The sequence below is a fragment of the Streptomyces sp. NPDC060064 genome (assembly GCF_042736455.1).
Lineage (GTDB): Bacteria > Actinomycetota > Actinomycetes > Streptomycetales > Streptomycetaceae > Streptomyces.
Genome location: NZ_JBHWWF010000015.1, coordinates 60,129 through 76,915 on the forward strand (window position 1 = coordinate 60,129; position 16,787 = coordinate 76,915).

17 protein-coding genes and 1 pseudogene are annotated in these 16,787 nt (G+C 69.9%); 1 reads left to right on the forward strand and 17 read right to left on the reverse strand.

The features are described 5' to 3' along the window. Positions 1-26 precede the first annotated feature (26 nt). From dprA to proS, 16 genes and pseudogenes are all read right to left on the reverse strand, one after another. Positions 27-1,196, reverse strand: a complete 1,170-nt coding sequence (gene dprA / locus ACFWDI_RS19280) for a DNA-processing protein DprA (RefSeq protein WP_385305437.1) — start codon at positions 1,194-1,196, stop codon at positions 27-29. Then, positions 1,196-2,812 (reverse strand): YifB family Mg chelatase-like AAA ATPase, encoded by a 1,617-nt coding sequence (locus ACFWDI_RS19285; RefSeq protein ID WP_385305439.1) that lies wholly within the window; start codon positions 2,810-2,812, stop codon positions 1,196-1,198. The genes dprA and ACFWDI_RS19285 overlap by 1 nt, the downstream gene beginning before the upstream one ends. A gap of 1 nt (position 2,813) precedes the next feature. Next, a complete protein-coding gene (locus tag ACFWDI_RS19290) occupies positions 2,814-3,176 on the reverse strand; it encodes a YraN family protein (RefSeq protein WP_327326351.1) in 363 nt (120 codons plus the stop codon). Positions 3,177-3,260: 84 nt separating this feature from the next. Further along, a complete protein-coding gene (locus ACFWDI_RS19295; RefSeq protein ID WP_003965949.1) occupies positions 3,261-3,569 on the reverse strand; it encodes a DUF2469 domain-containing protein in 309 nt (102 codons plus the stop codon). 55 nt (positions 3,570-3,624) lie between these two features. Next, positions 3,625-4,113 carry an NUDIX hydrolase gene (locus tag ACFWDI_RS19300; protein WP_362687596.1) on the reverse strand — a complete coding sequence of 163 codons (489 nt, stop codon included), beginning with the start codon at positions 4,111-4,113 and terminating at the stop codon, positions 3,625-3,627. Next, positions 4,103-4,873 (reverse strand): signal peptidase I, encoded by a 771-nt coding sequence (lepB, locus tag ACFWDI_RS19305; protein WP_385305442.1) that lies wholly within the window; start codon positions 4,871-4,873, stop codon positions 4,103-4,105. Before lepB (ACFWDI_RS19305) ends, ACFWDI_RS19300 begins: the two co-directional genes overlap by 11 nt. A gap of 77 nt (positions 4,874-4,950) precedes the next feature. Beyond that, positions 4,951-5,916, reverse strand: coding sequence for a signal peptidase I (lepB, locus tag ACFWDI_RS19310; protein WP_385305588.1), 966 nt, complete (start codon positions 5,914-5,916; stop codon positions 4,951-4,953). Next, positions 5,840-6,890, reverse strand: a pseudogene (gene lepB, locus ACFWDI_RS19315) (signal peptidase I); the annotation flags it as partial. The pseudogene lepB (ACFWDI_RS19315) and the gene lepB (ACFWDI_RS19310), both read right to left, overlap by 77 nt. Then, on the reverse strand, positions 6,883-7,710 hold the full coding sequence (gene lepB / locus ACFWDI_RS19320; protein ID WP_385305444.1) for a signal peptidase I: 828 nt from the start codon (positions 7,708-7,710) through the stop codon (positions 6,883-6,885). The pseudogene lepB (ACFWDI_RS19315) and the gene lepB (ACFWDI_RS19320), both read right to left, overlap by 8 nt. A gap of 71 nt (positions 7,711-7,781) precedes the next feature. Further along, positions 7,782-8,132, reverse strand: a complete 351-nt coding sequence (rplS, locus tag ACFWDI_RS19325) for a 50S ribosomal protein L19 (RefSeq protein ID WP_327326346.1) — start codon at positions 8,130-8,132, stop codon at positions 7,782-7,784. A 131-nt stretch (positions 8,133-8,263) separates the two neighbouring features. Continuing rightward, complete coding sequence (gene trmD / locus ACFWDI_RS19330) at positions 8,264-9,085, reverse strand: tRNA (guanosine(37)-N1)-methyltransferase TrmD (RefSeq protein ID WP_327326345.1); 822 nt, start codon at positions 9,083-9,085, stop codon at positions 8,264-8,266. Next, entirely contained in the window at positions 9,085-9,642 is a 558-nt protein-coding gene (rimM, locus tag ACFWDI_RS19335) for a ribosome maturation factor RimM (RefSeq protein WP_385305446.1), read from the reverse strand. Before rimM ends, trmD begins: the two co-directional genes overlap by 1 nt. A gap of 177 nt (positions 9,643-9,819) precedes the next feature. Further along, positions 9,820-10,059 (reverse strand): RNA-binding protein, encoded by a 240-nt coding sequence (locus ACFWDI_RS19340; protein WP_005311361.1) that lies wholly within the window; start codon positions 10,057-10,059, stop codon positions 9,820-9,822. 2 nt (positions 10,060-10,061) lie between these two features. Then, on the reverse strand, positions 10,062-10,499 hold the full coding sequence (gene rpsP / locus ACFWDI_RS19345) for a 30S ribosomal protein S16 (protein WP_327326343.1): 438 nt from the start codon (positions 10,497-10,499) through the stop codon (positions 10,062-10,064). Positions 10,500-10,721: 222 nt separating this feature from the next. Next, entirely contained in the window at positions 10,722-11,315 is a 594-nt protein-coding gene (locus tag ACFWDI_RS19350) for a hypothetical protein (protein ID WP_327326342.1), read from the reverse strand. Between the two features lie 226 nt (positions 11,316-11,541). Beyond that, positions 11,542-12,954 (reverse strand): proline--tRNA ligase, encoded by a 1,413-nt coding sequence (gene proS, locus ACFWDI_RS19355; RefSeq protein WP_385305449.1) that lies wholly within the window; start codon positions 12,952-12,954, stop codon positions 11,542-11,544. 209 nt (positions 12,955-13,163) lie between these two features. On the opposite strand from proS, the gene ACFWDI_RS19360 reads away from it, so the two are divergent. Beyond that, complete coding sequence (locus ACFWDI_RS19360; RefSeq protein WP_385305451.1) at positions 13,164-14,042, forward strand: SAM-dependent methyltransferase; 879 nt, start codon at positions 13,164-13,166, stop codon at positions 14,040-14,042. A 687-nt stretch (positions 14,043-14,729) separates the two neighbouring features. Here the strand turns inward: ACFWDI_RS19360 and ftsH are convergent. Next, on the reverse strand, positions 14,730-16,643 hold the full coding sequence (gene ftsH / locus ACFWDI_RS19365) for an ATP-dependent zinc metalloprotease FtsH (protein ID WP_385305453.1): 1,914 nt from the start codon (positions 16,641-16,643) through the stop codon (positions 14,730-14,732). Positions 16,644-16,787: the final 144 nt, after the last annotated feature.

Here is a 16,787-nt window from a genome sequence, read left to right on the forward strand (position 1 = left end):
TCACCTTTTCACCCGAATGCTCCAGGTCAAGTACCGCCTCGCCGCGCGTTCGAGCCGCGGATCGCGCTCCGCGTCAACTGCCAGCTGTCGCCGTGCCGTTCGACAAAACCCAGCGAGTGCAGTTCGTACAGCCTGCCGAGCGTCTCGTCTGCCGTCGTCCCCGCACCACGGGCCACCTGCGCTCCGGCGACCGCGCCACGGGCCGGCAGCGCTTCAAGAACCCGTGCGCTGACGGGATCCAGCAGATCCCTGGGAAGCACGGGTCCCCGGCGGTCGGGAGCGAGGTCTCCGATGTCGCCCACCAGCTCCGCCACTTCGGCGGCGTCGGTGACCAGCACGCCCTCACCCCGCAGCAGTGCATGCACGCCGGCCGAGAGCCCGCTGGTGGCGGGCCCCGGGACTCCCATCGTGAAGCGGCCCAGCTTCTGTGCACTGCGCGCGGTCACCAGCGAACCGCTGCGGTACTCGGCCTCCACGACGACGGTGCCCCTGGTGAGCGCGGCGATCACCCGGTTACGGAGGATGAATCTGCTGGGTGTCGGGTGGTCGCCCGGCGCCAACTCCCCAATGACCAGGCCCTGTTCCGCGATGCGCCCGATCAACTCGGCATGGCCGCGCGGATAGACGACATCGACCCCGCAGGCGAGCACGGCGACGGTGGCCCCGCCCGCGGCCAGTGCGCCTCGGTGCGCCGAGCCGTCGACCCCGAAGGCGGCACCCGACACCACGACCCAGCCGCGCTCGGCGAGCCCCGCGCCGAGGCTGGCCGCCATATGAGCGCCGTACGGCGTGCAGGCCCTGGCCCCGACGACTGCGACCGAGCGGAGTGCCCATTTCCGCAGGTCGGAACGGCCACGCACCCAGAGCCCGATGGGTCTGGCGTCACCGAGGTCGTCGAGCTGGGTGGGCCACTCCTGGTCGCCGGGGCAGATGAAGCGGCCGCCGACCGCGGCGATCGCCGCCAGATCGCGGTCGGGCTCGACCCCCGTCGCCCGTATCCGGTAGCCCGCCAGCCGTCGCGCCGAAGCGCCGGTCAGAGCCGGTTCCTCGTACTCCGGCGAGGTGAGCCTGGCCATGAGCTCCCTGGCCCCGATCTCGCGCAACCACCGCCCGCCGTGCTCGTCACCCGGCTCGATCACCCGAGTCAGCGCTGCCCGCGCCACCCGCTCCTGGTCCCCCGCTCCCGAGCCCGGCATCACTGCCTTCCTCCGCCGACCGCCATGGGCACGCCTCGTGAAATGCCTGTCCGCAGCTCCAGGGCCAGATCCACGTCGTACTCCTGCGGCCGGTCCCGCCCGGCGAGGTCGGCGATCGTCCACGCCACCCGCAGCACCCGGTCCAGGCCGCGGGCCGTGAGCAGGCCGCGCTCCATGTCCCGCTCTGCCGCGGCCAGCGCCCCGGCCGCGACCGGCCAGCGCGTACGCAGCTCATGGCCGGGTACCTCACTGTTGACGGTCCACGGGGTGCCCTGCAGCCGGGCCGCGGTGCGTTCCCTCGCGGCCCGTACCCGTGCCGCAACGGCCTCCGTCGGCTCGCCGCGACCGCCCTGGCCCAGCAGATCGCCTCGGTCGACCGGCTCGACTCCGACGCGCAGATCGACGCGGTCGAGCAACGGTCCGGACAACCGCGCCTGGTAGCGGCGGATCACCGACGGCGGGCATTCGCACCCCGCGCCATGCAGGGTGTGCCGTCCGCAGGGGCATGGGTTGGCCGCGAGGACCATCAGGAAACGGGCGGGCAGCCGCACCACTCCCGCGCTCCGCGCCACCACCACATGCCCGGATTCGAGCGGCTGCCGAAGAGCGTCCAGCGCCTTGCCGGAAAATTCGGGAGTCTCGTCGAGGAACAGCACGCCCCGGTGCGCCAGCGACACCGCGCCGGGCCGCGGCAGTCCGTTGCCACCGCCGACGAGCGACTGCATCGTCGCCGAATGGTGCGGCGCGCAATAGGGCGGCGTACGTACCAGCGGCTCACCCGGCGGCAGAATGCCCGCCACCGAGTGCACCGCGGTGACCTCCAGGGACTCCCGCCGGGTCAGCGGTGGCAGCACCCCGGGCAGCCGCTCCGCCAACATCGTCTTACCGGCGCCCGGCGGTCCGTGCAGCAGCAGATGGTGGCCGCCTGCCGCGGCGACCTCCAACGCCGTGCGTGCCTTGCGCTGCCCGGCGACATCGGCCAGGTCGGGGCCGTCCACCGGCTGCAACGCGAGCCCGGTGCCCACCCCCGCGCCGGGCACCATCAGCCCGGCCAGCATCGCGTCCGGACTGCCTTGAGGAGCCGGCTCCTCCTCCGGCACCGGTTCATTGGTCAGTACGGCGATGAGCTGTCGCAGGCTCCGTACGCCGAGCACGGAGACCCCCGGTACCAGTGAGGCCTCCCCCGCGGTCTGCTCCGGGACGACCACCTGCCGGTAGCCGGCCTCGGCCGCGGCGAGGACGGCCGGCAGCACTCCGCGCACCGGCCGCACACGACCGTCCAGGCCCAGCTCCCCGATCAGCACCAGATCGGCGATGGCCTTCGGGTCGATGCGCTCCGCCGCCCCCAGTACAGCGCAAGCCACAGCGAGATCAAATCCACTGCCGCTCTTGGGCACGGATGCCGGGCTGAGCCCCACCGTGAGCTTCTTCTGCGGCCACTCCGCACCGGAGTTCACCACCGCCGCCCTGACCCGGTCCCGGCTCTCCACCAGACTCTTGTCCGGCAGCCCCACCAGCGTGAACGCAGCCACGCCCGGCTCCAGGTCCGCCTGGACCTCGACCACCACGCCCTCGACACCCACCAGCGCCACGGAACACGCCCGCGCGAACCCCATCTCAGGCCACCCCCCGCGCATGCTCGACGAGCGGCGCACCACGTCTGGGCAGCACCACTCCCACGAGATCGATGCGGACCCCATCGGGCGGCGGCCCGCCGTGCCTCTCCAGCCAGCACTCGGCCAGCCGCCTCAGCCGCTCCGCCTTTCTCGGCGTGACCGCGGCCATCGGATGCTCGAAGCAGCCCGCCCTGCGGGTCTTGACCTCGCAGACGACCACCGCGTCGCCGTCCCGGGCGACGATGTCGATCTCACCGGCCCGCCCGCAGCGCCAGTTGCGCGCCAGCACCGTCATACCGGCTTCCGCCAGCAGCCTCGCCGCCAGCTCCTCGCCGTACCGCCCCAGTGCCCCCGTCGCGTTCATCTCGGCACCACCTCCGGCACCGACTGTGACGCGTCAGATCCTCACCAGTGGATCTTGGTGGACAACCCGCCCGTTGTGGATAACTCAGCCACCCGGAAGCTCGAGATCGCTCTTGTTGAGCTCCTCAATATTCACGTCCTTGAACGTGAGTACCCGCACCTGCTTGACGAACCTCGCCGGTCGGTACATGTCCCAGACCCAGGCATCCGCCATCGAGACTTCGAAGAAGACCTCGCCCTGCACCGAGTGCACCTGCATCTCGTAATCATTGGTGAGGTAGAAACGACGCTCGGTCTCGATCACATATTTGAACAGCCCGACGACATCTCGGTACTCCCGGTAGAGCTTCAGCTCCATCTCGGTCTCGTACTTCTCGAGGTCCTCGGCGCTCATGGCATGTTCCCCTTCAGCCTTGCGTCCCCCTATTGTGCGCCAGCCCCCCGCGCCCCTAGACGATTTCGGGGGCCAGGACCACCGGCGCGCTCGGAGGACCCTCGTCGAGCAGCGTACGCAGCAGCTCGGCGAGCTTGGTCGGATACACCGTCTCACGCGCCGCCGACAGTTCGGCGGAGGTCCACCACCTCAGCCCCGCGACACTGCGCTGCTCAAGCTCCGTCAGCCCTCCCGGGGCGGTCGCCGTCTGCGTCGTACGTGCCAGGAAGTACCACTCGTCCTGGTCCCAGCGGCGTCCGTCGAACGGGAACGAGCAGGTCCGGCGCCACAGCACCGGCCCCAGCTCCACCTCTGTGATCCCGGTCTCCTCCGCCAGCTCGCGCAGCGCGGCCTCTTCCCGGGTCTCGTCGCCCTCCAGGCCGCCGCCCGGGGTGAACCACCAGCTGTCGGCCGGGTCCTCGGGCTCGTATCCGTGCATCAGCAGAATGCGGTCCTGCGGGTCCAGCAGAACCACCCGTGCGACCTTCCGCCGCTCATCCGACACCGGCAGTCGCTTTCCCGCGTCCGTTGCCGCCACTGCCCGAGGCCCCTCGCCGCGGCTTCGACAGCCGCCGGGCGATCGGACCGTATGCCCCCCCGCCCACGATCAGCAGGGCGCCGATCACCACCGAACCGAACACCAGCTTCACCGGCCCCGGCTGCGACACCCCGCCCGGCAGCGCCGCGAAACCCTGCGGCCGGTCCAGCAGGCCGCCGTCCAGCGGCCAGGCGATGGCGTCCAGCCGGGCCGTGACCGCCGAGCGCGGCACCGACCCATGTCCCGGGTCCTGGAGGTGTACGCGCGAGTCCAGCGAGCCCATACGCTCGTCGCCGAGCAGGAACAGCTGCCCCTTGGGCACCGTCGCCGTAAAGCTGTTCGAGGCCGGCCCCTTGGCGAGCAAATACGGTTCTTCGATCGCCTTGCCGTTGACGGTCAGCCGGCCACCGTCGCCGCAGCACGCGATCGCGTCACCACCCACGCCGACGACACGCTTCACCATCGGCATATCGCCCCACTGCTTGTCGCGGAAGACCACGATGTCCCCGCGCCGTACCTCTTCGCCGTCTATCCGCTGCGCCAGGACCCGGTCGCCCGCCGCGACGGTCGGCGACATCGAGTCGGTCGGCACGGTGTACGGCTGGTACACCACGGCTCCCCAGATGAACCCTCCGAGGAAGAGCACACAGCCGACGGCCACGGCCAGGCCCGACAGTGCATTGCCGAGCCGGCCGCGGCCGTCTTCCGTACGTCCTGTATTGCTCATCCCAGCGCTCCCCACTTCGGAGATTCGGTCCCCGAGAGTCGAGTCAACCTCGGGGATCGGCGATCTGGGACGGCACCCTACCCGGCGGTACGCCCGCCGGTCAGCCTCCTCCTGCGCCAGAGCACGATCGGCAGCGCTCCCGCGAGGCCCATCGCCGCAGGAGCCGCAGGCAGAACAGCCGCAGCGGCGTTGATTCCGGGCTGGTCGAAGGTGTCCGGCACCGACAGGGTGGCCCAGCGGTTGATCGGCCAGGCGACCACGACAGCGCGCCCGACGACCTTGTCGACCGGGACGAAGCCGCCGCGCGCATCTGCCATGTGGTACCGGGAGTCCTGAGAGTTCTGGCGGTGGTCGCCCATCACCCAGATCCGGTCCTTGGGCACCTTGAACGGGCCGAAGGGCTGGTCGTCACAGGGAGTGTCACCGGGGAAGATGTACGGCTCGACCAGAGCCTTCCCGTTGACCTTGACCGGGCCGCCCTTCTTGCACTCCACCGTGTCACCGGCAACCGCGATCGTCCGCTTGATCAGGTCCTTCTCCTCGGCCGACGGCATCAGGCCGATGAAGCTGAGGAATTTCTGCACGGCGTTCGGGTTGGGGGTGGGTTCACCGTCCAGCCAGCCGCCCGGATCGTGGAAGACCACGACCTCGCCGCGCTCGGGCTCCGAGCCGAACCACGGGGTGAGCTTGTCCACCAGCACCCGGTCGCCCCGCTGCAGGGTGTTCTGCATCGAGTCCGAGGGGATCGAGAACGCCTGCACCAGGAACGTTTTGATCAGGAGCGCGAGAAGCAGCGCGATACCGATCAGGAGCGGCAGTTCCTTCCAGAAGGATCGCTGCTTCTTCTGTCCCGTACCACTGCCCACCGACGGTCCGCCCTCAGCCATCTCGGCGTCATCAGCCCTCTCGGCGCCCTCAGCACCCGTCGCCCCGGCGGTCCCCGGTGTCCCGGCCGAATCGTGTGTCACGGCCGGGGTTGACTCGTCGAGCTTCCCGGGCCTCTCCTCGGGCTCGTCGTGTCCGGATCGTGCGCCGACCGCCACATCCCCCACATCCACTCCTCACTCCGTGCGAACCGCCTGCCCCGAAGTCGGAACAGGCCCACCACTCCCATAACGAGCGGGAGTTCCGCAGGGCTCGGGAGCAGGATCATTCCGTTCAGATCCTGAGGGGACACACTATTCGACCCACGGAGTGCCGAAGTCGCCCCGGCGCGCGCGTTCGGCACAGATGTGTACGTCTCCGGCTCCTCCAGCTTCCGCCAGTGGCCGATGGGCCAGCCGATGACGACCGCGCGGCCGACGACCTCGCCCTCCGAAACCGTGCCGCGGTCCTTCTCGTCGAGGTGGAAGCGCGAGTCGGCCGAATTGGACCGGTGGTCACCCATCACGAATATCCGCCCGGCCGGCACCTGGACCTCGAACTTGATCGTCGAGGGAACGTTGCCGGGGTTCAGATACGGCTCGATGAGCGGTACGCCGTTGACGGTGATCCGACCGTCCTTGTCGCAGCACTTGACGGTGTCCCCGCCGACCGCGACCACCCGCTTGATCAGGTCCTGCTCGTCGTCCGAAGGCAGCAGGCCGATGAAGGTCAGCCCCTGCTTGACCTGCTTGACGCCGATCGGGTCTTCCTTCTGCTGCTCATTCGGCGGCAGCCAGCCGCCAGGGTCCTTGAAGACGACGACATCGCCGCGCTGCGGCTTCGAGCCGAACCACGGCGTGAGCTTGTCCACCAGCACGCGGTCCTGGATCCGGATCGTCTGCTCCATCGAGCCCGACGGGATCACGAAGGCCTGCACCAGAAATGTCTTCAGGACCAGGGCGATCATCAGCGCCACGGTGATCAGAAGGGGTATTTCCTTCACGGCCGACCGGCGGCGCTTGCGCTTCACCTTCTGTGCCAGCCTGCGCCGCTCCGCGCGGCCGGGCAGCGGCCTGGCGCCGTCCGTGGGCCGTGTCCCGGTGGGCAGCCGGGTGTCGGCCCGGTGGCTCGCACTCCGCCCGCGGCTACCCATGGGCTCCGCCCGGCATTCGACCCGGATCCGGTACGCGGGAGAAGGCCCCGGCCGGCTCCAGCGAGGTCCAGCGGCCGACCGGCCAGCCGATCCAGTCCGCCCGCCCGATCACCTTGTCGACGGGCACCATGCCACCGCCCGGCTCGCCGAGATGGTCGCGGGAGTCGCGGGAGTTGCTCCGGTGGTCTCCCATGACCCACAGCGTGCCCTTGGGGACGACAATGTCGAAGGAAACCTCCGAAGGCACGTCATCGGGGTGCAGATATCTCTCGTCGACCGGTACGCCGTTCACCTCGACCCTGCCCCCTTTGTCGCAGCAGACCACACGGTCACCACCCACACCCACCACGCGCTTCACGAAGTCGGTCTCGGCCGGCTCGGCCAGCCCCAGCGCCGCGAGCGCCCCGCGCGTCAGCGTGCTGACCGGATTTTCTTTCACGCCCTCTTGTACGAAGGATCCCGTGCCGTCGAAGACGACGACGTCTCCCCGCTCGGGCTGGGAACCAAAACGGTACGCCAGCTTGTTCACCAGCACCCGGTCACCGACCTGCAGGGTGGGCTCCATGGAGCGGCTGGGGATCTGGAAGGGCTGCAGCACGAAATGACTGAACAGCAGCACGAGCACCGTGCACGCGACGCCGAGCAGCCCCGAAGTACGCCAGGACAGCCCGGAGAGGCGTTTGCCCAGCCCTCCGGATGACCGCGAGGAACGCCGCCCGGAGCGGCGCGCGGAACGCGCGAAGCGCGACCCCTCTCCCTCTCCCCCGGCTTCGGGGGCGGAAGAGCGGTCGCGCTCCGTGTGCTTCGCTTCGGTGTCCATCGGCCCAGAGCCTATCCGGCCGCCCTGTGACTGGGTTGCTCCCAAGCTGAGCGCGAAGTGTGAGCCGGAGCTCAGTTGTCGCGCTTCTCCTTGATCTTGGCAGCCTTGCCGCGCAGTTCGCGCAGGTAGTAGAGCTTGGCGCGACGGACGTCACCGCGGGTGACGAGCTCGATCTTCTCGAAGATCGGGCTGTGCACCGGGAAGGTGCGCTCGACGCCGACGGAGAAGGAGACCTTGCGGACCGTGAAGGTCTCGCTGACGCCCGAGCCCTGGCGGCGGATGACAACGCCCTTGAACTGCTGGATACGCGAGCGGTTGCCCTCGATGACGCGCACGTGGACGTTCACGGTGTCGCCGGGACGGAAGGCGGGGACGTCGCTGCGCAGCGAAGCGGCGTTGACGTTGTCGAGCAGGTGAGCCATGTTGGTCTGCTTCCTCGCCGATGCCACAGGTCATCAGCGGAATGATCGAGATGAGAGTCAGGGTGCTGTTCGCGTCGAGCGGGCGTCGTTCCCCCTGTGGCAGGGGCGCCGACTGGACGTACAGCAGCGGCCTATTCTTCCACGGCCTCGGGCCTGCGCCAAAATCGGCCGCCGGGCTCCGGTGACCAGCCCAGGATGGAGAGGATCTCCCGGTCCTTCTTGTCGAAGGCAGCCGGGTCGCAACGCTCGATCAGATCGGGCCTGTTGAGGGCTGTGCGACGGAACGCCTCGTCCCGTCGCCACCGCGCGATCTTGCCGTGGTGCCCGCTGACCAGCACGTCCGGAATCGCGCGCCCGCGCCACTCGGGCGGCTTGGTGTAGACGGGTCCCTCCAGCAGATTGGCCATCGCGCCGGGTGCGAAGGAGTCGTCCCGGTGCGACTCGGCATTGCCGAGGACACCGGGCAGCAGCCGGGCCACTGCCTCCGTGATCACCAGTACGGCCGCCTCGCCGCCGGCCAGGACGTAGTCGCCGATGGACACCTCGTGGACCGGCATCCGGGTCGCGTACTCGTCCATGACCCGGCGGTCGATGCCTTCGTAGCGGGCGGGGGTGAAAATCAGCCAAGGCCGCTCGGAGAGCTCGACGGCGAGCTCCTGGGTGAAGGGGCGGCCGCTGGGGGTGGGGACGACCAGGACGGGGCCGTGCGCGCCGGCCTCGTAGCCGCTCGCCAGCACCTCGTCGAGGGAGTCGCCCCAGGGCTCGGTCTTCATCACCATGCCGGGGCCGCCGCCGTAGGGGGTGTCGTCGACGGTGTTGTGCCGGTCGTACGTCCACTCGCGCAGATCGTGCACATGGACATCGAGCTGACCACGCGCGCGTGCCTTGCCGACGAGCGAGACGTTCAGCGGTTCCAGGTACTCGGGGAAGATCGTGACGACGTCGAGCCGCATCAGGCGTCGTCCTCCGACGCGTCCCTCGACGAAGCGATCTCGGCCTCGCTCTCGTCGATCAGCCCCGGCGGCGGGCTGATGACGGCGCGCTGCTTCTCGAGGTCGATCTCGGTCACGATCGGCTCGACGAAGGGGATCATCAGCTCGCTGCCGTCCGGCCGTTCGACGATGAACAGGTCCTGCGAGGGCAGATGGCTGATCTCGGTGATCCGGCCGATTTCGGTGCCGTCCACGAGGACCACGTCGAGGTCCATCAGCTGGTGGTCGTAGAACTCCTCGGGGTCCTCCGGGAGCTCCTCCGGGTCCACCTCGGCGATGAGCAGGGTGTTGCGCAGGGCTTCGGCGGCATTGCGGTCCCGTACGCCCTCGAAGCGCAACAGCAGCCGGCCGCTGTGCACCCGGCCGGTCTCGATGGTCAGCGGTCCGACGGAGGCCGGGTCGGTGGCCAGTACGGCTCCGGGCCCGAGCCGCAGCTCCGGCTCGTCCGTACGCACCTCGACGGTGACCTCGCCCTTGATCCCGTGGGCGCGGCCGATCCGCGCGACTACCAGCTGCACTGCACTCCTTTGCGGCTGAACCGCCGCCGCTCTCGCGGGCCGGGTTCCCACCGTCGTGGTTCCTCGATTGATGATTGCGGTCGTGGGCTCATGGTCGCAAACAGCCATGGGCCCGGAAACAGCCACGAGCCGGGAAGGACCGAAGGCCCTCCCCGGCCCGTGCCGGTGTTGCGTATGTCAGCGAACCTGGTCCACGTCGACAAGGTCGACGCGGATGCCACGGCCGCCGATGGCGCCCACGACGGTGCGCAGGGCGCGTGCGGTGCGGCCGTTACGGCCGATCACCTTACCGAGATCGTCGGGGTGTACCCGGACCTCGAGCACGCGACCACGGCGCAGATTGCGCGAGGCCACTTGCACATCGTCCGGGTTGTCGACGATGCCCTTCACGAGGTGCTCGAGAGCCTCCTCGAGCATGCTCAGGCCTCGGTCGACTCGGTGGACGCAGCCTCGGCCGCGTCTGCCTTCTTGTCAGCCTTCTTCGCCTTCGGGGTGATCGCCTCACCCTTCGGCTCGTCGCCCTCGAGGGCCTTGCTGAAGGCCTCGAACGCGGCGCGCTTGTCCTTCGGCTCCGCGACCAGCAGCGGCGCCGGGGCCGGCAGGCCCTTGTGCTTCTGCCAGTCACCGGTGAGCTTCAGGATCGCGAGGACCGGCTCGGTCGGCTGGGCGCCGACGGACAGCCAGTACTGCGCACGCTCCGAGTTGACCTCAATGCGCGAGGGGTTCTGCACCGGGTGGTACAGACCGATCTCCTCGATGGCCCGGCCGTCACGGCGGGTACGGGAGTCGGCGACGACGATGCGGTAGTGAGGCGAACGGATCTTGCCCAGACGCTTCAGCTTGATCTTGACTGCCACTGGAGTGGTGTCTCCTGGTCTTGACGTGGTTGGGCACAACGAGATGCCACGTGGGGTTGCGGTACTCGGGTGCCCGATGGACGCGTCAGCCGGAGGCGAGAGGGTTCCTGTGCGGCTGTCGAGTACAGCTAGCCATTGTGCCACACACCTGCGGTGCGCTCTCGCCCCGCCTGCGTCGCACCACCCCCGTCGGCGGCTCGCGATCCCGGCCGGCGGACGCGGTCAGCTCGCCGCGCCCACTACCTCCGGGATACGGAAGGGCTTGCCGCAGCCACCGCAGACGATCGGCGCCTGGGCGAGGACCGAGGGTACGACCCGGACATTGCGGCCGCAGTCGCAGACAGCCTTGACGCGCACCCCGCCGCCGGAGGAGCCGTGGCGGGCAGCGGGCCCGCGGAAGCTGCGCTTGGTGTCGGCGGCCGTGGCCACCGTGTGCGCCTTGAGGGCGCGCTGAAGTCTCTCGATGGTGGGGCGGTACCGCCGCTTCGCCTCGGGATTGAGCGCGACCAGCGAGAAACCGCTGCTGGGATGCGGCTCATCAACATGGTCCAGGCCCATCTCCTCGGCGATCGCCAGGAATCGGCGGTTGTGGTAGCGGCCGGCGCGTGAGGTGTCGCGGACACCTCTGGCGGCGGCGATGCCGTGGACTGCCTCGTGAAGCAGTCGCTCGAAGGAGAGCTCGGCGCCGCAGGCGGACGAGGACTCTCCGATCAGGGACTCGGGCGCGGCAAGATCCGGCAGCTCGGGGTGGTGCCGCTGAATATCGGCCCACGCCTGTGCCAGCTCTGCGGCGAGAACAGGTGGTGTCGTGCTCACGTCGTGATAACGAGCCGGAACGCTCGCGGGTTCCATTCCGGGGCATCCCAAATAATTTGCACGTACCCGTCAGTTGCCATTGATGCGCCCTGACGAGGGCGGGTGCGCTGATCTGCGGAGAAGCTTCGCAGCTCGCATCAAGGTGGTACGTAGCGGCGCGTACGCCCCAGCGCGTAGATGAAGTCCGCGCGCCGGGGCGTCAGTTGCTCCGAGGGGCGCCTGCGCGTCAGTAGGCGCGGGCCACGATCGCGACAGTACCCGGGGCGTCGTCGGCGTCGGGCACCGACCCGTCCTCGGCGACCAGACACCGCACGGACACGGCCTGCTCGGCGAGCTTGGCCTCCCCCTCGTGGCCCAGCGTCGACCACGGGATACGGGCCCAGCCGCCGGCGACCGCGGCCTCGGCGGCCTCCTCGATCGTTGTCACATCAGTCGTACGAGACTCGCGACGGTCGCGCGATTCCTTCAGCAACTGCGCCTGGTCCTCCTCGAGAACCCTCGGCAGCAACTCGGCCAGCGCCTCGATCCGTACCGGCTCCTTGCCGCCCGGAATGCGACGGGCCAGCATCGCGGTGCCTGCCTCCAGATCGCGCGGGCCGATCTCGATCCGTACCGGAACGCCCTTGAGCTCCCAGTCGACCGCGCGGCGGCCGAAGGGCGTGTCGGTGCGGTCGTCGACCTGGACGCGCAGGCCCGCGGCCTTCAGCCGGTCGCCGAGCTCGCGGACCTTGGCGACCGCTTCGTCGCCCTTGATGGCCATGACGACGACCTGGACGGCCGCCAGACGCGGCGGGACGCGCAGTCCGTTGTCGTCGCCGTGCGACATGATCAGGCCGCCGACCATCCGGGTGGAAGTGCCCCAGGAGGTCTGCCAGGCCAGCTCCTGCTTGCCGTCCTTCGACAGATACGTGGTGTTGAACGCCTTGGAGAAGTTGGTGCCGAGCTCGTGGCTCGTACCCATCTGCAGGGCCTTGCCGTCGCCCATCATGCCTTCGAGCGTGAGGGTGTTGATGGCTCCGGCGAAGCGCTCCTTGGGCGTCTTGCGGCCGAGCACCACATCGATGCCGAGGACGTTGATCATGAAGTCCGCGTACACGTCCCGGTGGATGTATGCGGCAAAGTCGCGGGCGTCCTCGTAGGTGGCGTGGGCGGTGTGGCCCTCCTGCCAGAGGAACTCCGTCGTACGGAGGAAGACGCGCGGACGCATCTCCCAACGGACCACATTGGCCCACTGGTTGATCAGCAGCGGCAGATCGCGGTAGCTCTGGATCCACTTCGAGAAGTACTCGTTGATGATCGTCTCGGAGGTGGGGCGCACGACGACGGGCTCGTCGAGCTCCTTTCCGCCACCGTGCGTGACGACCGCGAGCTCGGGCGCGAAGCCCTCGACATGCTCAGCTTCCCTTGTCAGGTAAGACTGAGGGATGAAGAGCGGGAAGTAGGCGTTCTGGGCACCCGCGTCCTTGATGCGGGCGTCCATCTCCTGCTGCATCCGCTCCCACAGGCCGTATCCGTACGGTCGGATGACCATGGTGCCGCGCACCGGGCCGTTGTCCGCCAGTTCGGCCTTGTTGATCAGGTCCTGGTACCAGCGTGGGAAATCTTCCGCCTGGGGCGTGAGAACGGGTGCCTTTGCCATGGCGCGCATCGTACGGCGACGCGGGTGCGAGACGTGAATCGGCCAGCTACCCGGGGGCGCACGCGCGGGGCACACAAGCATTGCCATACGCCCCCTGGACTTGGGGACGCATGCGCAGTTCTCTGGCATACGGGGGGAGCGCAGGCGTACGCACACGGGGGGCTGTCCTTCAGGGCTCGGCTGACCTCTTGGCGGATTGGGGCGCTTCGATGACACCAACGCTCGTCCAGCACCGACCCCACGCGGCATCGGCGGCTCCGTCTCCGGCGGAGGCGTGTGCGCGTGCTCGGGACTGGGCCGAGATCCAGGAACGGATGCTCGTGCCGCTCTACGAGGCGGTGTACGAGCGCCTGGAGGTCGGCTCCTGGACGCGGCTGCTCGGCCTCGACTGCGGCTCCGGCCTCGCCCTGCTGATCGCCGCGTCGCGCGGTGCGGGCGTGACCGGGGTCGACGCGGACCGCGAGCGGCTCGCGCTGGCACGGGAACGGATGGCTCCGGAGGCTCAGGGTGGGCGGGAGGCCCGGGACGGTGACGGCCGGACGCGGGGTGCCGAGCTGCTGGACAACCTCGCGTCTACAGCGGCCGGCGTGCGCCGGCCGCTGTACAACATGATCACCGCGTTTCACCCGATCGGCTGTGCGGCGGGCGACTCCGAGGGGCTCGGGCCGGCGCTGGAGGCGGCGGTCGAGCGGTCGGAGCACGGCAGCGCGGTCGTACTCACCGGCTGGGGCCCGCCGGAACGCTGCGCCACGTCGGGAGTGCTCCGGGTGGCCGGCCGGCTGACCGACCGTATGCGGTCGGCGGGCGGCTGGCGTCCGGCGCTGCGGGACGACCTGGAGGACGTCGCGTCGCAGGCGGGCCTGAAGCCGGACGGCTCGGGGCGGGTGGCCTGCCCGTTCGGCTATGCGGACATGGAGAGCGCGGTGCGGGGGCTGCTGTCGACGGGGCTGTATGCGGCGGCGGTACGGGCGACGGACCAGGCGCAGGTGGACAAGGAGATCACGGAGGCGCTGCATCCGTACCGGAGGCGGGACGGGACGGTCTGGATGCCGAATGTATTCCGGTATCTGATCGCGCGTACGCCTTGAGGTGGAGGCGGGGTGCGGGTGCGCCCTGAGGTGGAGGCGGGTGCGGTGCGCCCCTGAGGTGGAGGCGGGTGCGGGTGCGGGGCCGCTGCGCGGGGCCATTCCCCTACCCGCCCCTTCCCGCAACCGGGGCAAGCCCCGGGCCCCGGAGGCGGCAGCTTCGCGCCGCCGCCCGCTGCGCGGCGGCAGCCGACCCGTAGGGCGGGCACCCTGCCGAAGGCGCTCCCCAGGCATTCACCCGGCCGCGGCCCGCCCCTGCGTCGCCGCAACCGGACCCGAGCCCCGCACCCCGAGCCGGCTACCCGCAGGCACTCGCCCGGAAAAGCCAACCGCAGCCACCACCGGACCACGGCACCCCACCCCAGCCGCTGTCCGCAGGCACCGCGGGCGAGGCCACCGCCCCTCGCCCGTGCACCCAACCCAGCCGCCGCCCCCGCGACTCACCCGGCAACAGCCCACCGCCACCACCGGACCCCACCCCAGACCACGGCACCCCACCCCAGCCGCCGCCCGCAGGCACCGCGGGCGAGGCCACCGCCCCTCGCCCGTGCACCCAACCCAGCCGCCGCCCCCGCGACTCACCCGGCAACAGCCCACCGCCACCACCGCCGGACCCACCCCGGAGCCGTCGCCCGTGGGCGCTTACCCACCGCGCGTCGCAGGAGACCGACCCGGAGCGCGCCCGAAGCGTTACGTCTCCTTGTTGACGCGCGGGATGCCCGCCGCGCGGTACGCCGCGTCCTCGTCCAGGGCTTCGCTCTCCAGCAGCGCCCCTGCCAGCGCGTCCAGTTTGCCGCGGTGTTCGCGGAGTTGGCGGCACGCGCTCTCGTAGCACTCATCGACGATGCGGCGCATCTCGTGGTCCACCGTGTCCAGCGTCGCGGGTGCCGCGCTCAGTCCGTACGGCTGCTGGATGTCGGCCGGGATCGCGGTCAGTCTGCCCACCCGCTCGCTCATGCCCCAGCGCCCGACCATGCCCCGGGCCAACTGGGTGACCTGCTCCAGGTCGCTCTCCGAGCCCGTCGTGATCACATCGAAGACCACGTGCTCGGCCGCCATGCCGCCCAGCGCACCCACGATGCGACCGCGCAGATACTCCTCGGTGTACGCGTACCTGTCCGCGTCGGGGGTGGAGAGCGTGACGCCCAGCGCCCGGCCGCGCGGCACGATGGTGACCTTGCGGACAGGGTCCGCGCCCGGTTGGAGCATGCCGAGGAGCGCGTGGCCGCTCTCGTGGTAAGCGGTGCGCCGACGGTCCTCCTCCGGCATGACCAGTGGGCGCTCCGCGCCGAGCTGGACCTTCTCCAGGGCGGCCCAGAGATCGGCCTGGGTGACCTCCGGCTGCTTGCGCTTGACCGCGAGAAGTGCCGCCTCGTTGACCAGGTTGGCCAGATCCGCGCCCGTCATCCCCGGTGTCGCACCCGCGATCTCATCAAGGTCGACGTCCTTGGCCAGTGGCATCCGCAGGGTGTGGATCTTGAGGATGGCCTCGCGGCCGGCGCGGTCGGGCGGCGAGACCTGGACGATCCGGTCGAAGCGGCCGGGCCGGGTCAGGGCGGGGTCGAGGATATCGGCCCGGTTGGTCGCGGCCAGGACGACCACGCCCTCGGAGCCGGTGAAGCCGTCCATCTCGGTGAGGATCTGGTTGAGCGTCTGCTCGCGCTCGTCGTGCCCGCCCAGACCCGCGCCGACCCCGCGCACGCGCCCGATCGTGTCGATCTCGTCGATGAAGATGATCGCGGGCGCCACCTTGCGCGCCTCGGCGAAGAGTTCGCGGACCCGGCTCGCGCCGACGCCGACGATCATCTCGACGAACTCCGACGCCGACGCCGAAAAGAACGGCACCCCGGCCTCGCCCGCCACCGCCCGCGCGAGCAGCGTCTTACCGGTCCCTGGCGGCCCTGCCAGCAGCACCCCGCTCGGCATCCTCGCGCCCATCCGCCGGTACGCCTCCGGGTTCTTGAGGAAGTCGACGACGTCATTGAGCTCGCCCTTCACCTCGTCGATCCCGGCGACGTCGTCGAAGGTCGTGCGCTTGCCCGGCTCGACCTCGACCGGCTTGGGCGGGCCCCTGCGTCCGAACACGCCGCCGCCCATCACCGCGCCCATCCGACGGGCGGTGAACACCCACAGCAGGATCAGCAGCGCCATCGGCACGAGCGAGAACAGCAGATTGGCCAGAAAGCTGCGCTGCGCGAGGACCGGCTCCGCCGTCACGGTGACCTTGTGCTTGCTCAGCTGTTCCCAGAGCTTGTCGTCGGCGAAGGCCGGCCGTTGGGTTCTGAACTTCGTGTACTCACCCTTGCCGTCGGGAATCGGCGACTCCTTCTTGAGCTGCCCCTGGATCGAGTCGCCCTTGGCGTAGATCTTCGAGACGTTCCCGGCCGCGACCTGCTTGCTGAACTCCGTGTACGGGATGGTCGGCTCGCCGCCGTTGCCGAAGAAGGACAGCAGCAGGTTGGCGATCACATAGACGGCGAGCGCGGTGAGAATCAGTCCGCCCCAGCCGCCGGGCATCTTCTTCCTGGGCGGAGAGGACGGCGGCGCGCCCTCGGAGCGCCACGGCTTGTCCGGGGTCTGACGCGGCGGCACGGGGTTGCTCATATCCGGACGTTAAGCCAGAAAAGCGGTGTGGGGGCCCCCCCCCGCGGGGGGGCCCACCCCCCCGAAAAACACAGGGAAAAAAACACCCAAAAAAAAGTTTTAAAGTAGCGGGCGAAGAACAGCAGTGCCCCCCCAACCCCCCCG

Bases quoted from the DNA above. Each gene is read 5' to 3' on its own strand.
- dprA (WP_385305437.1), bottom strand. From the start codon at position 1,196: ATGCCGGGCTCGGGAGCGGGGGACCAGGAGCGGGTGGCGCGGGCAGCG.
- ACFWDI_RS19295 (WP_003965949.1), bottom strand. From the start codon at position 3,569: ATGAGCGCCGAGGACCTCGAGAAGTACGAGACCGAGATGGAGCTGAAG.
- lepB (WP_385305444.1), bottom strand. From the start codon at position 7,710: ATGGACACCGAAGCGAAGCACACGGAGCGCGACCGCTCTTCCGCCCCC.
- ACFWDI_RS19340 (WP_005311361.1), bottom strand. From the start codon at position 10,059: ATGCTCGAGGAGGCTCTCGAGCACCTCGTGAAGGGCATCGTCGACAAC.
- ACFWDI_RS19360 (WP_385305451.1), top strand. From the start codon at position 13,164: ATGACACCAACGCTCGTCCAGCACCGACCCCACGCGGCATCGGCGGCT.
- ACFWDI_RS19290 (WP_327326351.1), bottom strand. From the start codon at position 3,176: ATGAACGCGACGGGGGCACTGGGGCGGTACGGCGAGGAGCTGGCGGCG.
- proS (WP_385305449.1), bottom strand. From the start codon at position 12,954: ATGGCAAAGGCACCCGTTCTCACGCCCCAGGCGGAAGATTTCCCACGC.
- ftsH (WP_385305453.1), bottom strand. From the start codon at position 16,643: ATGAGCAACCCCGTGCCGCCGCGTCAGACCCCGGACAAGCCGTGGCGC.
- rplS (WP_327326346.1), bottom strand. From the start codon at position 8,132: ATGGCTCACCTGCTCGACAACGTCAACGCCGCTTCGCTGCGCAGCGAC.
- ACFWDI_RS19285 (WP_385305439.1), bottom strand. From the start codon at position 2,812: ATGGGGTTCGCGCGGGCGTGTTCCGTGGCGCTGGTGGGTGTCGAGGGC.
- lepB (WP_385305442.1), bottom strand. From the start codon at position 4,873: ATGAGCAATACAGGACGTACGGAAGACGGCCGCGGCCGGCTCGGCAAT.
- trmD (WP_327326345.1), bottom strand. From the start codon at position 9,085: ATGCGGCTCGACGTCGTCACGATCTTCCCCGAGTACCTGGAACCGCTG.